This is a genomic window from Actinomadura sp. BRA 177 (assembly GCF_013372625.1).
GTDB lineage: Bacteria > Actinomycetota > Actinomycetes > Streptosporangiales > Streptosporangiaceae > Spirillospora.
This window is the reverse complement of sequence record NZ_JABXFD010000316.1, coordinates 19,398-32,959: the sequence shown is the minus strand read 5'-3', so window position 1 is coordinate 32,959 and position 13,562 is coordinate 19,398. Positions and strand designations below refer to the sequence as shown.

Here is a 13,562-nt window from a genome sequence, read left to right as displayed (position 1 = left end):
GCGTACGGGTGCGGGGGCCGCTTGCTGAGCAGTGAGAGGGTGAGGGAGTGGTGGTAGCTGGGGCCGGTGCCGAGGCCCAGCGCGATTACGAGCGGGTCGGTGCGGGTCGCGAACGCGCGGATGACGCCGTCGAAGCTGAGCTGGGCGTCCAGCACCTCCAGGGAGAGGGTGAGGTAGCACCCGGCGTTGCCGGTGGCCTGCGGCAGCGAGCTGTGGCCGTGCCGGCCGGCCGGGGCCTCGCGGTCCTCGTCCTCGTCCGCGCCGGCCTCGGCCGCGTCGTCGCCGACATGGTGCGCGCCGTCGGCGAGGAGCGCGACACGCTCTCCGCGCCGCAGTTCGACGCCGCCTGCGACCGGATCACCGAGCTGCTGTGCCTCATCGTCGCGGGCCGGGGGCGCCCGCCCGCGCCCGGCCATCTCGCCGAGGTGGAGACGGTCGTGCGCCGGTACGTCCGCGAGCACGCCACCGACCCCGGCCTCACCGGCACCGCGATGGCGCAGCACCTCGGCTGGTCGCTGCGGCAGATCCAGCTCGCCCTGCAGCGGGCCGGGACGACGCCGCGCGAGCTGATCCGCGAGGAGCGGCTCCGGCTCGTCCGGGACCGGCTGCGCAACCCGCTCTACCGGCACGTCACCATCACCGACCTCGCCCACGCGACGGGCTTCTCCTCGGCGAGCGCGCTCAGCCACGCGTTCCGGCAGCGGTTCGGGGTCAGCCCCCGCGAACTGCGCCGCCGGACCGCGCCGCGCTGATTCGGCCTGGCACGGATTTCCATTCTGCGGGGACCGGTCCAGGGCTACCATGCGGGCGGAGAACCATCCGGACGGGGCACCGACAGGTCAGGAGCGCCCGTGGACCTCGGCCCCCACCACCTCCGGATGATCGAGGCGATCGCCGCCACCGGCAGCATCAGCAAGGCCGCCGCCCGGCTCGGCCTCACCCAGCCCGCCGTCAGCACCATGCTCCGCCGCGTCGAGGGCCACCTCGGCGTGCAGCTGTTCGTCCGCTCCCCGGAGGGCGTCACGCCGACGCCCGTCGGCGCCGAGGTCGCCACCCGCGCCCGCGCCGCGCTCGCCGGCATCGACGACCTCAACGCCGCCCTCGCGCACCGGCACCGCGCGGCGATGCCGTCGCTGCGCATCGGTATCCAGGCGTGCCCGGCGCTGACCCGGCTCGGCGACCACCTCGGAGAGCTGTGCCCGGACGCGCGCCTGTACCTGCGCGTCGACCCCGGCGGCGGGCGCATCCCCGCGCTGCTCGCGTCCGGCGCGCTCGACCTCGGGCTGTTCCAGGAGCCGGTCGACCACGATCCGCGTCCGCGCGACGGGCTGCGGCGGCTCGTCCTCGTGGAGTGCGAGCCCGCGCTGGTCGGCATGGCGTCGTCCAGCCCGCTCGCCGCCCGTCCCACCGTCGACCTCGGCGATCTCGCCGACCAGGACTGGCTGGACGACCCGCTCGACGACGGCCCCTGGCCCGCCTACTTCCGCGGCGTCTGCGCGGGCGCCGGATTCCAGCCGCGGGTGCGGTTCTGGTCCACCGACTGGCAGATCTCGTCGTCGCTCATCAAATCCGGACGCGCCGTCGGCATCTACCAGCCGACCGCCGGCCCCCGCGAAGGGGTCGCGTTCCGCCGCATCACCGGTGACCCGCTCGGGCAGCGCGTCGTCCTCATGTGGCGGCCCGAGGCCGAGCGTTCGGCGGGACGGCTGCGGGGCGTCTTCAACGACGTCTACCTCGACCTCGTCCGGGCCCAGCACGTCTACGGCGAGTGGTGGGACGAGCATCCCGAGGCGCACCCGGCGCTGCCCGCCGACCGCGGGCTCCGGTAGGGGGCCGATCCCGGAGCCCGCGTGCGGGCGGCTAGTAGCTGCCCTGGCGGCGGCGCCGCGCCACGGCGATGCCCGCGGCCGTCACCGCCCCGCCCGCGCCGAGCGCCAGCAGTGCGGGTGCCGGGCCCCGATCCGGCGCCTGCCCGCTTACACCGGTCGTGGGCGAGTATCCGCCGAGCTTCCCGGACCGCTGGTAGGCGGTGCCGGGGAGCTTGTCGGCATACCGGGCGTGGACGAGCCGCTGATACGCCGCCACCGGCACGCCGGCCTTGCCGACCGACGTCCTGGCGGTGTCGTTGAGCGCGGTGACCCGGCCGTCCTTCAGCCGGTACCAGGCGTGGATCTGCGGCTCGGTGAACACCGTGCCGCCGTTCGCCCGCGCCGGGTAGGCCGCCTCGTCCGACCCGGAGATGATGTTCATGACCTTCCAGCTCCCGCCGGACTCGGTCAGCCACATCGTCGCGTGCTGCCCGCTCGCCGACGCCGCGCCGACCGCCATGTAGGCGAACGTCGCGACGGGCGCGCTCGTCCCCTTCACGAACGCCGGGTTCAGCGAGTACACCCGCTGGACCGACGTCTCCACCTGGGGCGCCTTGGCCTGCACCGCCGCCTTCGGGACGTCCTGGCTCGTCAGCTGCCCCTTATTGTGCTGGTCGAGGTGGACGAAGAACTCGCCGAGCCGCTGCTGCGCCGCCGCGGACCGGGCGGCCTTCGCCGCGGCGGCCTCGTCACCGGACGGGCCGGCGGCCATCGCCGCGTTCCCGCCCAGCAGCACCGTCCCGCCGAGCACCGCGCCCGCGATGATCATCGTGCGCATCTCAACCCCCGATCCGGGACAGGGCCTGCCCCCAGCGGAACTGGTAGTTGCTGACGTAGCTGCTGTACGCCATCTCCCCGTACCGGGGACTGGACGGCCACGGGTCGCCGTAGGACACCGTCTGGCCGGAGTAGCCGTAGATGACCTGCGCGTGGCCGCCGCCGGCCGTCCAGTAGATGCCCGTGAGGATGGGCCGCTGCCCGTTGATCTCACCCTGCACCGACGAGAACGACAGCGGGCCGGACACCTGGCCCGGCGACAGCCCGAGCGCCTGGAACGCCCGCTGGTCGTACTCCAGATAGCCGGCCTGGTTCGGGCAGTAGCTCCCGCGCGGGTAGCCGCGCCCCAGGTTGCAGAAGTCGTTCTGGCTGACGTTGCCCTTGCCGAAGAACTTGGCGATCGTCAGCCCGCTGGCGACCCAGCACCACTGGTTCTGCTGCTGCACCTGCTGCGTGATCGGCAGGTCCTGCGCCGAGGCGACCCCGGTCGAGACCGTGAGGGTGGCCGCCGCCACCCCCGCGAGCCCGGCCGCGAGCCGCCGGCGTCGGGTACGCGTTCTCATGCTTCCGCCATTCCTCCCGGCGCCGTGCGACGGCCCTCACGCGACTCCCTGCCGGTGCCGGGGGGAGTGCCGGCGGGAAAACTCCGCGCGAGGACGGAACGCCATAAAAGTCGCACCGCTCACCAAACCCCGGGAAATGCCAGCAGGGCATAACACCCCGGCATACCCGGGCTTTTGTGCCTGGTGACATGGACAACCCGCCGCCCGAGGCGTTCACTCGTACCGTGGACGCCCCACTCGACCGCACGCCCGCCGGTGCCCTCACGCGCTGGTCGGGACTGAACTGCTCGATCCTGTTCTGCGACGTCGCGGGCTTCGGCGACCCGTCCCGCGACGACGAGGACCGCCGGGTCGTCCGCGACGTCACCTACGGCATCCTGCTGTCGGCACTGGAGGCCTCGGACGTCCCGGCCGCGGACGCCTACCGCGAGCACCGCGGCGACGGCGCCCTGGTGGTCGTCTCACCGGCCGTCCCGACCGCGTCCCTCATCGACCCGCTCGCCGCCCACCTGGCCGTGGCGCTCCGCCGGCACAACCACCGCGCGAGCGCCGCCGTCCGCGTCCAGCTCCGCGTAGCCCTGCACGTCGGCCCGGTCACCCCCGACGCCGAGGGCCTGAACGGCCAGGTCATCATCCAGACGGCCCGCCTCCTGGAGGCCCCCGTCCTCAAGACCGCCCTGGCCGAAACGGGCGCCGACCTGGGCTTCATAGTTTCCCCGTTCGTCTACGAAGCCTTCGTGGCCCACCTGCACGGCGGCATAGACCCGGCCTCGTTCGAACGCGTAACGCTCAAGGTCAAAGAAACGAAGACCGAGGCCTGGATGTACCTCGCGGGCAGCGGCAACCCGCCCGCGCCCCGCTCACCCGACCCCGACGGCCCCCAGGGAACCACCATCTTCAGCGGCGACGTCCACGTCCGCGGCGACCTGGTCCTCGGCAACAAAATCACCCACGAACCCTGAAGGCACCCCGCCCCAGCGCTCCTCGACCCCGCGCACCAGCCGAGCCCACTTCTCCGGCGACCGCGAAACCGCCAGATTCCGAACCGCCGTAAACCGAAACAACCACCCCAGCGCGTCCGGCGGGATCTCGCACTGTGATTCCGCCTGGTAGGCGTCGACGAACGCGTCGGCCAGGTCCCATCGCAGTACGGTCGACCGGCAATACGCAATGTGCAGTGCCGCCAGCGAGACGTCGTACCACTGAAAGTCCCAATATGCGCGGTCCCAGTCGACGATCTCGACGACCTTATCGCCTCTGACGAGGAGGTTCTCGGTGCGCACATCGTGGTGGGTGAGTCCCTCGGGGCCGAGATTCAGCCCCATTCTCGCGACGCGCAGTCGGGTGAGCCCCGCGTGGACGGCCCTGATGTGCTCGGGAGGCCGCCCTCTGGCGCGCATGTCGATGACTATATCCGTAGGATGCCGGAGGACATCGAACATCCCCCAGTCGTAAATTCGCAGGCCATGCTCCGGAGGGCGCAATACGTCCGCGTCGATGACACTCGACGTCCAATGGATCAGCGCCAGTTTCCGCGCGGCGTCCGCGACAAGGTGAGTCGACAGCCAGTCCGGTGCGCTGTCGTGCTCGGTGTAGGGACGGACGAACCACCGGTTGCGGAAACCATTGACCCAGTGCTGGCCGAGTCGCGTCGTGATGGGAGATCGCACGATGGATCCGGCCGCGGTCGTCCCCAGAGACTGGAGGATGGCGAACTGCAGATGGAAAGGAACTCGCCCAGGCTCCTTTCGTACTTCTGAGGCCACGTATGCCTGGCCTGCCTGCAAATAGGTGTAGTGCAGGCTGTAGTGGCGCTGTGGGGGCCCGAGGAACATCGGCTCCCGGTGGCCGTAATGCCATCCGAGAACTTCGCGGCAGGTGAGAAATCGGTCGTTCGGTTCGCGCAAAGCACGTCCTCGAGAACGGGGTCGGGCCTTGCTGGAGACCCGGGAAGTGGTCGTCCCAAACTCACACTAACTCACGCACTACAGGCATTCTACGGGAGTTGTCGAAGATCCCGGGTCATGTTCGCGACCTGTGCCGTGACGGCCCGGGACTCGTCCGCCTGTCCGAGGTCAGCGTGGATCTTCGCCTGCAGTCGGAGAATATTGATCTCTTCGTGGAGATCGCCCGCCTGCCTGGCCAGTTCTCTCGCGGCCCGAACGTGGGCCAAAGCCTCGTCGGGGTGTCCGAGGCGCCGAAGAATCTCACCCAGTGCGCTCAGCGTGATGATCTGCCCGTACCGCTGCCCTATGTCTCCCGCCACGTTGAGGGCCAGTTCGGCTGTGCGCCGTGCTTTCTGATACAGCCCCATGTCCAGGTAGACCTTGGCGAGCAGGTCGAGCGAACCTGCGATGCCGCGCTTGTCGTCGATCAGGTGGCAGAGCCGCAGCGACAGCTTTGCCGCCCGCCGTGCCCGGCCGAGCCGTCCGGCGTGCAGTTCTATGAGGCCGAGCGCGTTCAGGGTGTTGGCCTCGCCGAGCCGGTCGCCGATCGACCGGCGGATCGCGAGCGCGCGGTTCACATCCGCTCTCGCCCGCTCGTACAGGCCCAGTCGGCGGTAGCAGCGGCTCAGATTGTCCAGCGCCTCCGCCTCGCCGTGCCGGTCGCGCAACTGCTGGAGGACGTCGAGGGCCTCCAGGCCCGCCGCCAGTGCGTGTTCGTACTGACCGAGCCGCCGCCGGATCGTGGACAGATGGACGAGCGCCTGACCCTCCCCCTGCGGATCGGCGATCTTCCGGCGGATGGCGAGGGCGTGCTCGATGTGCTCGCAGGCCTGTTCGTGGCGGCCGATCCGCATGTGGAGGTAGGCGAGGAAGGCGAGCGTCTCGCCCTGCCCGTGGCGATCGCCGATCTCCTTGCGGATCTTCAGGGCCTTCTCGGTGGCCGTGAGTGACGCGCTGATCCGTCCCGTCCCGTAATAGATCCGGGCCAGGTTGTCGAGTGTCTCCGCCTCGCCTCGGAGGTCCCCGATCTCCTTGCGGATCTTCAACGCGTCGTCAGCGCACTCGTTGGCCGGAGCGTATTTGCTGAGGCCTTGGTAGCCGCGTGCCAAGGTGTCGAGGGTGGTGGCCTCCGCGTGCCGGTCGCTGATGTCGCGGCGGATGACCAGGGCCTGCTTGCCCAGGTCGAGGGCTGTGCGGTAGTCGCTGAGCTGGAGGTGCGTCCTGGCCAGGTTGTCCAGGACGGCCGCTTGGCCGTAGCGGTCTTCGAGCTGGATGCTGAGTTGGAGCGCCGCCTCGGCCGCGCGAAGCGCCTCCTCCGTCTGGCCGAGTTCGCGATGGCTGACCGAGATGTGGTGGTGCATGAAGAAGCAGGCGAGCGGATTCGAGCCGTGCTCGGCCGCCTCCAGCCCGAGCCGGTGGACTTCCAGGTTCTCGTGGCAGTGACGGCGGAGCTCGAAGAAGTCGTAGACGGCATCGGCGAGTTCCCAGGTGACCTGGTTCCAGCCCAGCCGGGCGACCTGCCGGATGAGTGCGGTCAGGTTCGGCTGCTCGGAGGCGAACCAGTCGAGGTGACCGGCTCTTTCGGCGGGGTTCGGGTTCACCGGCGGCGCGGTCAGCTCCTGGCGGATGGTTCGGCGGTACCTGTCGAGGAAGCGTCCCGCCTGCTGGGCGGTGGTGAGGTACCACATCGCGAGCCGCTGGATCGCCGCCGACTGGACGACGGGTGTGTCCTCCTCAAGCGCGCGGCCTTGCGCGTACTCGCGCAGAAGTTCGTGCAGGTGGTAGCGGCCGCCACCGACGGCCTGGACGAGGCCGGCCGTCTCCAGCAGATAGAGGAGCCGTCGTGCCGCCTCCGGTGTGGCCCCGAGGAGTGCACCGACCGCCTCCGGTGCGACGTGCGGTCCTTCCACGAGTCCGAGGAGCCGGAACGCGCGTCGTGTCTCCGGGACGAGCCCCCGGTAGGACAGGTCGAAGGCGGCTCCGACGGCCTCGCCCGGATCTTCGCCCAGGGCCAGCTTGGAAAGCCGGTCGCCCTCGGCCAGGGCATGCACGGTGTCGGCCACCGACTGCTGGGGCCGGGTGGCGATGTTCGCGGCGGCCACCCGGAGTGCGAGCGGGAGCCGAGCGCATATCTGGACGAGCGCGGCCGTGGCGTCCGGTTCCTGCCGTGTCCGTTCACGTCCGGCGACCTCGCCGACGAGGTCGAGTGCCTCCGCCTCCGACAGCAGATCCAGCGCCATCGCACGCGCGCCGTACCTCGCCACCAAGGCGGTGAACTTCAGCCGGGCGGTCACGATGACCACGCACGAGGACGTGCCCGGGAGCAGGGGATAGACCTGTCGCGGATCCTCGGCATCGTCCAAGACGATGAGCATGCGCTTGTTGGCGAGTCGCGAGCGGTAGAGCGCCGCGAGTTCGTCCTCATCGACCGGAAGCCGGCTGGACGGGACGCGCAGGGTCCGCAATGCCTGGCCGAGTGCCTCCCGGGAGGTGAGCGCGCCTCGCTTGGAGTAACCGCGCAGATCAATGAACAACTGCCCATCGGGGAACTGTGCCGACATCAGATGAGCCCAGTGCACCGCCAGCGCCGTCTTGCCGATGCCGGGCATCCCGGTCAGCGCGATGATCACCGGCGCCGGGCCGCCGGCTGCGACGAGGGAGCCGAGCCGGCCGAGAACGTCCCGGCGGCCGGTGAACCCGGGGATATCCGGGGGAAGCTGGCGGGGCGGGGGATCGGCCTCCGGTGCCGTCGCGCTCATGTGCACGATCTTGTCTCCGGAGACGGAGTCGCCCCCGATGCTCGCCCCGCTGAGGTAGGTCGTCATGCCCGGCCCTCCGCGGATAGACGAACCTCTGCCCACGGTAACGCCTGACTCATCAAGAAAAATATGGACAAATGCACAAGTGGCGAGTATCGGTCGCGAGGTGGTGCAGGGAAGTACGGTGCGGTTGTGGAGCAGCGTGCGGTCGTGCGTCTTACCAACTGGGCTGGGAATGTGACCTATGGGGCTGTTCGGGTGCATCGGCCGGAGTCCGTGGCCGAGCTGCGGCGCGTCGTCGCAGGTAGTCGGCGGGTGAGGGCGCTCGGTAGCGGGCATTCGTTCAGCCTCGTCGCCGACAGCACCGGCGAGCTCGTCAGGCTGGACGGGCTGCCGTCCATGGTGGAGATCGACACCGCGCGGTCGACCGTGACCGTCGCGGCCGGGATGCGGTACGCGGATGTCGCCGTGGAGTTGCACCGGAACGGGTTCGCTCTGCCCAACATGGCGTCGCTGCCGCACATCTCGGTCGCCGGGTCGTGTGCCACGGGGACCCACGGGTCGGGTGACGGGCAGCGGTGCCTGTCCGCGTCCGTCAGCGGGCTCGAACTCGTCGGCCCGGACGGTGATCTTGTTGAACTCCGGCGGGGTGATGACGGCTTCCCCGGTGCGGTCGTCGCGCTCGGGGCGCTGGGCGTCGTCACGCGGCTGACGCTGGATGTGGCGCCCGCGTTCGAGGTGGCGCAGAGCGTGCGGCTCGGTGTTTCGCTTGATGATGTGGCGGCCCGGTTTGATGAAGTCTTCGGCTCCGCTTACAGCGTCAGCGCGTTCACCGACTGGCGCAGCGGTGAGGCCGCCGTGTGGCTCAAGTGCCGCACCGAGCCGACCTGGGGCGGTGGGCGTGCGGCCGAAGAGCAGGTGCATCCCGTGCCGGGGATGGATCCGGATTTCTGCACCGTCCAGTTGGGGCGCCCTGGGCCGTGGCATGAGCGCCTGCCGCACTTCCGGCCGGAGCTGACGCCTAGTGCCGGGCAGGAGCTTCAGTCCGAGTGGTTCCTGCCCCGGGAGGCGGCGGGCGCGGGCATCGCGGTGGTTCAGGGGCTCGCCGAGCAGATTGCGCCGGTCCTGCACATCTCCGAGATCCGGACCGTCCGCGGCGACGACCTCTGGCTGAGTCCGGCCTACGGACGGGACTCGGTGACCTTCCACTTCACCTGGCGCGACGACCCGGAGGGCGTGCTGCCCGTGGTCGCCGAGCTGCAGCAGCGGCTCCTTCCGCTGGGCGCACGTCCGCACTGGGGGAAGCTCAGCACCACGCCCGCCCCGGAGGTCATCGCCTCCTACGAGCGCGCGCTCGACTTCGCCCGGCTGGCGCAAGAACTCGATCCTGAGGGCAAGTTCGGCAACTCCTTCGTGGACGCACTCTTCCCACGCGGTTGACGCGGGTGCATGGACGGCCCGGGATGGGTGACATCTCGGACATGGCGGAAACGGAGACCGAGGCGGTCACGCTCGTGGTCACGTGGGACGTGAAGCCAGGCCGGGAGCGCGCCTTCGAGGAGTGGGCGGAGGGGCTGCACGACGTCGCGACCGGCTACTCGGGACATCAGGGGGCCACGTGGCTGCGGGCCGAAAGGTCGCGGTCCCGGTACTACACGGTCGTGAACTTCGCCGACCAGGACAGGCTCGACCGGTGGCTGAGATCCTCCGACCGGGCGGAGTGGCTCGACCGGGTCCGCGGCATCGCCGAGGAGCACCACCAGGACACCACCGGGCTGGAGACATGGTTCAACCTGCCCGGGGAATCGGTGCCGGCGCCGTCCAAGACGAAGATGGTCGTCGTCACGTTCTGCGCGGTCTATCCGCTGAGCCTGCTGCTGAACGCGTTCGTGACGCCGCTCACGAAGGCGTGGCCGGTGCCGCTGCAGGCGCTGATCTTCCCGGTGATCGTGGTCCCGCTGCTCACCGTGTTCATCATGCCCGCGCTCAGCCGCCTCCTCCGGCGCTGGCTGTACCCGGTCGGACGGATCCACCGTCCCGCCCGACCGGGACGCTGACTAGGCGAGGAGGTCGCGCAGCTCTTGGACGGCCTCGCGGAGGCGGTCTTCGAAGATGTACATGGCGCCGGCGACCGGACGCGGGGTGCTCAGGTAGACGTTGAAGCGGTCCGGGAGGAGGACGTAGGCGACGCCGATGCACTGCTCGCTGGTGGAGCCGAAACCGAAGTACTGGATGTTGACGGACGGCGCCGAACTGGTGCTGAGGTAGTCGTCGCGCATCGTGAGCCAGCCGGGCGTGTCGAACAGGGGGAGCGGCTCGGTGACGCCGAGTTCGGCTCCGCGCCGCTTGGCGATCAGCTGGAGTTCCCAGAGGTGCTGCTCGGGGGCCTGCCCGGTCTGGCATTCCTTCGCGCGGCGGACGTGCGCCTCGGCGGCGGCGCGGAAGGCGGTGCGGCGGACCTCGGGGCCGGCCGCCGCGTCGTCCATGACGTCGACGAAATGGAGCACCTCGGGCGTGATGACGCGCATCGCCTCGGTGCGCCCGTGCCGGTACTGGCGGGTGGCGATCGACTCGTAGGTGGCGCCGGTGAGGCCCTTCGCGCGCCGGTGCGCGAGCTGGTAGGCCATCTGGACGAACGCGTCCGGGGACGTCTTCAGGCGCTTGGCCTCGCCGGCGCCGAAGTCGTCGAACGAGACGGTGGTCGTCGCGGTCGCGGCCGCGTAGGAGGCGAAGGAGGAGGCGGCCTCGTCGATGTCCTGCCGCAGGTCGTCGTCCAGGGTGAACTCGATCGGCTCGATGGCGGGGAGCCCCTGCGGCGCGGCGCCCGACCGCCGGGACAGCTCCTCGGCGGACGCGCCGAGCAGGGCGTCCACGAAGCTGAGGACCGTGGTGCCGTCCAGGCCGCAGTGCTCGACGTTGATGCCCGCCGTGCCGTCGCCGAACACGATGAAGGAGACGGCCTTGTCGAACCAGCGGTTGCCGCTCTCGCCGTGGAGCAGGTGGTCGCAGGCGTCCAGGGTGTTCACCGGCGTGAAGTTCTCCAGGCAGACGCAGAACAGCGCGGTCTCGACGTCGTCGAGCGCCTTGCCGTTGCCGAGGGCCAGCAGCGCGTCGCGGCTCGCCGCCCACTCGGCGCGGGCCTTGGTGGTGAGGTGCCCGGTGGACGGCTCCGCCGCCGGCTCGGCCTTCATGATCGTGCCGAGGCCGGCGCGCAGCTCGTCGAGGGTGTGCGGGCGGCCGTCCGGGCCCAGCACGTCCATCCGGATCATGTTGCCGCGGAAGAAGACCACGATGTGCCGGGCCTCGGACGGCCCCGGCCACGCGTCGGTGTAGGGCGCCCGGACGGTGTCCTGCTCGGCGCCGGGGATGCGCGTCGTGGAGAACAGGAACCGGTTCTGCACCATCGACTGCGGCCGGCCGCGCTGCACGGCCGGCGGGACCCGCTCCTCGTCCAGCCGCAGCTTGTAGTCGAGCGCGCCCGCGATGAGCCCGGCGGCGCGCTCCACCTGCCCCTCGGGCGACTCCTTGAACAGGAAGAAGAAGTTCGCGTTCAGTGCGATCCGGTCGCGGCGGCCGAGGTAGCGGTACGGCCAGAACGTGTCGAGCCAGCTGTGCACGCCCTCCGCCGCGTCGTAGCGTTCGAGTGCCGCCTGCAGCCGGCGGCCGGGGCCGTCCGGGCGGACGAACGCGGCCAGCGCCGACTCCGTCCGGGCCCGCTCGTCATCGGTCAGCAGCGGCCCGCACCATTCCATGAACCGCTCGCAGGTCGCGTCGAGCGTGGGCAGCGGCACGCGCGGCAGGCCCGCCTCGTTGCCGAAGGTGCGGGACGAGAGTTCTTCGCTGGCGTTCACTTCGTTCCTCGTGTTGTCGGTGCCTCAGCCGCGCGGCTTGGAAATGTAGAGCTGCGCGTAGTACCAGCCGCCGGTCTCCAGCCCGGACGGGTCGACGCCGACGTCCGAAAGGCGCTCCAGGACGGACGACTGCTCCTCCGGCGTCGCGAACCGCCGCTGCTTGCACAGGCCGTCGCGGCGGACGGTCTCGTATCCGGCGGCGGCGAGGGTCTCCTCGATCGGGTCGAACGGGAACATGCGCAGGATGAAATGCGCCATCCACGGCGGCCGGCCCGCGCCGGCGCCGACGATCCGGGAAATGGTGCGTTCGGTGACGTATCCGAGACAGCCCGTGGAGATGACCAGGTCGGTCGTGGCGAGTTGCGCGCGCTGCTCATCGGTCGGCTCGCCGTCCTCCAGATCGGCGTGGACGGCGCCGTCGAGGAAACCGGCGTCGAGCGCATAGGAAAGGGCGCTGTCCGAGGCGTCCAGGCCGAGAAAGCGGACGCGGTCGGCGGGTTCACCGGAACGGACCAGCTCCCGGTCGCGGTTCAGCAGCGCGGTGCGCGTCCGCCGGTGGGCGTCGCGGCCGCTGTAGCGATCGTACAGCTCGGCCATCGTCGCGCCGTGTTTCACCAGCGCCGCGTTGATGCCGTACGAGCAGCCGATGTCGAGCACGGTCGGGACGGGGACCCGGCGCGCCTCCCGGTATTCGGCGATGAGCCGCTGGAAGTGCGGTTTCGCCAGTTCCGGGATGTTGTAGTCGAGGTCGCGGAGCGTGCTGAAGTAGGCGCGTGGGTCGGGCTGGGTGTAGATGTGGTCGAGCGAGATCTTTCCTGTCGTGTCGACGCGCAAGAAACGGCCTCTCCTAGTCCAGCAACTGGTCGACCCGGACGGCGCGCCCCTCCGCCGCCAGGTGCTCGGGCAGGACGCGACCGAAGAGCTGCCTCGTGCGCGCGACGCTGCCGATGACCCCCGGGCGCTCGCTGTAGGCGAAGATCGCCGTGTGCCGCGCCGTGTCCCCCCGGACCGTGCTGACCCGGTGCAGCGAGTACCGGCCCTTGAACAGCTGCAGGTCACCGGGCCGCAGCGTGAGCCGCTGGACGAGCCGGCCGCCGCGCCCGGTGAGCACGTCCCGGACGTCGCCGAGGTTCTCCCGCTCCGCCGTCCGGATGTTCGGGCAGTACTCGAAGACCCCGCCGCCGTCCGCCTCCTGCGTGAGCAGGCTGACGGTGAACTCGTTGGTGTCGAAATGCCAGGGATGTTGCATCCCCGGGTTGACGACGTTGAGGACGAGCCCCGAGAGCGGGTCGCCCAGCTCGTGCACGCGCGGCAGCCCGAAGCAGCTCGCCACGAAACGCTGGAAGGGCTCGCTCGAATAGAGCCGGTTGATGATGGCGTCCGCCGGGATGCGGTCGCGTGCGACGAACGCGTTGCCCCGCTGGACGGTGATGCGCCCCGGATGGCCGTCCGGCAATGGCGTGCCGACATCGATGTTGTAGGCGTTCACCGTTTCGACGTCATAATGGGCGGACGGTGCGATCGCCGCGCATTCCGTGCGCAGCGCGTCCTGCAATGCCGGGCGAATGAAGTCGGGCAGCAGGCAGCACCCGGATTTCGCCAGTTCGTCCCGCGTCCGGGAAACGATCTCGTGCCAGCCGGCGCCGCCCGGTTCGGCCAGCGGATAACGGCCGGTGTCGGCCACCTGTGCGAGAGCCTCCGCCGCGCCCATAGCGTCCCTTCCGCTTCGCCGAACCCCAGACGGGTTTTAGCACAGTCCTTCCGGGAATTCATGGCCCGCCTTTCCGGCGCGGTTTGT

The 13,562-nt window shown here is 70.4% G+C and carries 13 protein-coding genes; 5 read left to right on the top strand and 8 right to left on the bottom strand.

What is annotated here, in order from left to right:
• A partial coding sequence (locus HUX53_RS16100) for a DUF475 domain-containing protein (protein ID WP_309237256.1) occupies positions 1-461 on the bottom strand: 461 nt, incomplete at its 3' end.
• Here HUX53_RS16100 and HUX53_RS41195 point away from each other — a divergent pair.
• Both HUX53_RS41195 and HUX53_RS16090 read left to right on the top strand, forming a co-directional pair.
• The gene (locus HUX53_RS41195; RefSeq protein ID WP_309237255.1) at positions 438-752 is read left to right on the top strand and encodes a helix-turn-helix domain-containing protein; all 315 of its coding nucleotides are present in this window, start codon (positions 438-440) and stop codon (positions 750-752) included. The two genes, HUX53_RS16100 and HUX53_RS41195, sit on opposite strands and share 24 nt — an antisense overlap.
• 99 nt (positions 753-851) lie before the next feature.
• The gene (locus HUX53_RS16090) at positions 852-1,829 is read left to right on the top strand and encodes a LysR family transcriptional regulator (protein WP_176404011.1); all 978 of its coding nucleotides are present in this window, start codon (positions 852-854) and stop codon (positions 1,827-1,829) included.
• A 31-nt stretch (positions 1,830-1,860) separates the two neighbouring features.
• Here the strand turns inward: HUX53_RS16090 and HUX53_RS16085 are convergent, their stop codons facing one another.
• Positions 1,861-2,646, bottom strand: coding sequence for a hypothetical protein (locus HUX53_RS16085; RefSeq protein ID WP_176404010.1), 786 nt, complete (start codon positions 2,644-2,646; stop codon positions 1,861-1,863).
• A 1-nt stretch (position 2,647) separates the two neighbouring features.
• Positions 2,648-3,208, bottom strand: a complete 561-nt coding sequence (locus HUX53_RS16080; RefSeq protein ID WP_176404009.1) for a papain-like cysteine protease family protein — start codon at positions 3,206-3,208, stop codon at positions 2,648-2,650.
• A 188-nt stretch (positions 3,209-3,396) separates the two neighbouring features.
• Between HUX53_RS16080 and HUX53_RS16075 the strand changes: the two genes are divergently transcribed.
• The gene (locus tag HUX53_RS16075) at positions 3,397-4,170 is read left to right on the top strand and encodes a hypothetical protein (protein ID WP_176404008.1); all 774 of its coding nucleotides are present in this window, start codon (positions 3,397-3,399) and stop codon (positions 4,168-4,170) included.
• Here HUX53_RS16075 and HUX53_RS16070 read toward each other — a convergent pair.
• Both HUX53_RS16070 and HUX53_RS16065 read right to left on the bottom strand, forming a co-directional pair.
• Complete coding sequence (locus HUX53_RS16070; RefSeq protein ID WP_176404007.1) at positions 4,069-5,115, bottom strand: phosphotransferase; 1,047 nt, start codon at positions 5,113-5,115, stop codon at positions 4,069-4,071. The two genes, HUX53_RS16075 and HUX53_RS16070, sit on opposite strands and share 102 nt — an antisense overlap.
• A gap of 89 nt (positions 5,116-5,204) precedes the next feature.
• Entirely contained in the window at positions 5,205-7,979 is a 2,775-nt protein-coding gene (locus HUX53_RS16065) for a tetratricopeptide repeat protein (RefSeq protein ID WP_217919489.1), read from the bottom strand.
• Between the two features lie 144 nt (positions 7,980-8,123).
• Here HUX53_RS16065 and HUX53_RS16060 point away from each other — a divergent pair, with 144 nt between their 5' ends.
• Both HUX53_RS16060 and HUX53_RS16055 read left to right on the top strand, forming a co-directional pair.
• The gene (locus HUX53_RS16060; protein ID WP_309237257.1) at positions 8,124-9,353 is read left to right on the top strand and encodes an FAD-binding protein; all 1,230 of its coding nucleotides are present in this window, start codon (positions 8,124-8,126) and stop codon (positions 9,351-9,353) included.
• Positions 9,354-9,376: 23 nt separating this feature from the next.
• Positions 9,377-9,970 carry an antibiotic biosynthesis monooxygenase gene (locus HUX53_RS16055; protein ID WP_255205304.1) on the top strand — a complete coding sequence of 198 codons (594 nt, stop codon included), beginning with the start codon at positions 9,377-9,379 and terminating at the stop codon, positions 9,968-9,970.
• On the opposite strand, the gene HUX53_RS16050 is transcribed toward HUX53_RS16055, so the two are convergent.
• Genes HUX53_RS16050 through HUX53_RS16040 form a run of 3 tightly spaced genes read right to left on the bottom strand, consistent with a single transcriptional unit; the run spans position 9,971 to position 13,475 of the window.
• On the bottom strand, positions 9,971-11,764 hold the full coding sequence (locus tag HUX53_RS16050; protein ID WP_176404004.1) for a choline/carnitine O-acyltransferase: 1,794 nt from the start codon (positions 11,762-11,764) through the stop codon (positions 9,971-9,973).
• A gap of 24 nt (positions 11,765-11,788) precedes the next feature.
• On the bottom strand, positions 11,789-12,598 hold the full coding sequence (locus HUX53_RS16045) for a class I SAM-dependent methyltransferase (RefSeq protein ID WP_176404003.1): 810 nt from the start codon (positions 12,596-12,598) through the stop codon (positions 11,789-11,791).
• 13 nt (positions 12,599-12,611) lie between these two features.
• Positions 12,612-13,475, bottom strand: coding sequence for an arpA protein (locus HUX53_RS16040; RefSeq protein ID WP_176404002.1), 864 nt, complete (start codon positions 13,473-13,475; stop codon positions 12,612-12,614).
• Positions 13,476-13,562 lie beyond the last annotated feature (87 nt).

Bases quoted from the DNA above. Each gene is read 5' to 3' on its own strand.
- HUX53_RS16040 (WP_176404002.1), bottom strand. From the start codon at position 13,475: ATGGGCGCGGCGGAGGCTCTCGCACAGGTGGCCGACACCGGCCGTTAT.
- HUX53_RS16055 (WP_255205304.1), top strand. From the start codon at position 9,377: ATGGGTGACATCTCGGACATGGCGGAAACGGAGACCGAGGCGGTCACG.
- HUX53_RS16065 (WP_217919489.1), bottom strand. From the start codon at position 7,979: ATGACGACCTACCTCAGCGGGGCGAGCATCGGGGGCGACTCCGTCTCC.
- HUX53_RS16080 (WP_176404009.1), bottom strand. From the start codon at position 3,208: ATGAGAACGCGTACCCGACGCCGGCGGCTCGCGGCCGGGCTCGCGGGG.
- HUX53_RS16085 (WP_176404010.1), bottom strand. From the start codon at position 2,646: ATGCGCACGATGATCATCGCGGGCGCGGTGCTCGGCGGGACGGTGCTG.
- HUX53_RS16075 (WP_176404008.1), top strand. From the start codon at position 3,397: ATGGACAACCCGCCGCCCGAGGCGTTCACTCGTACCGTGGACGCCCCA.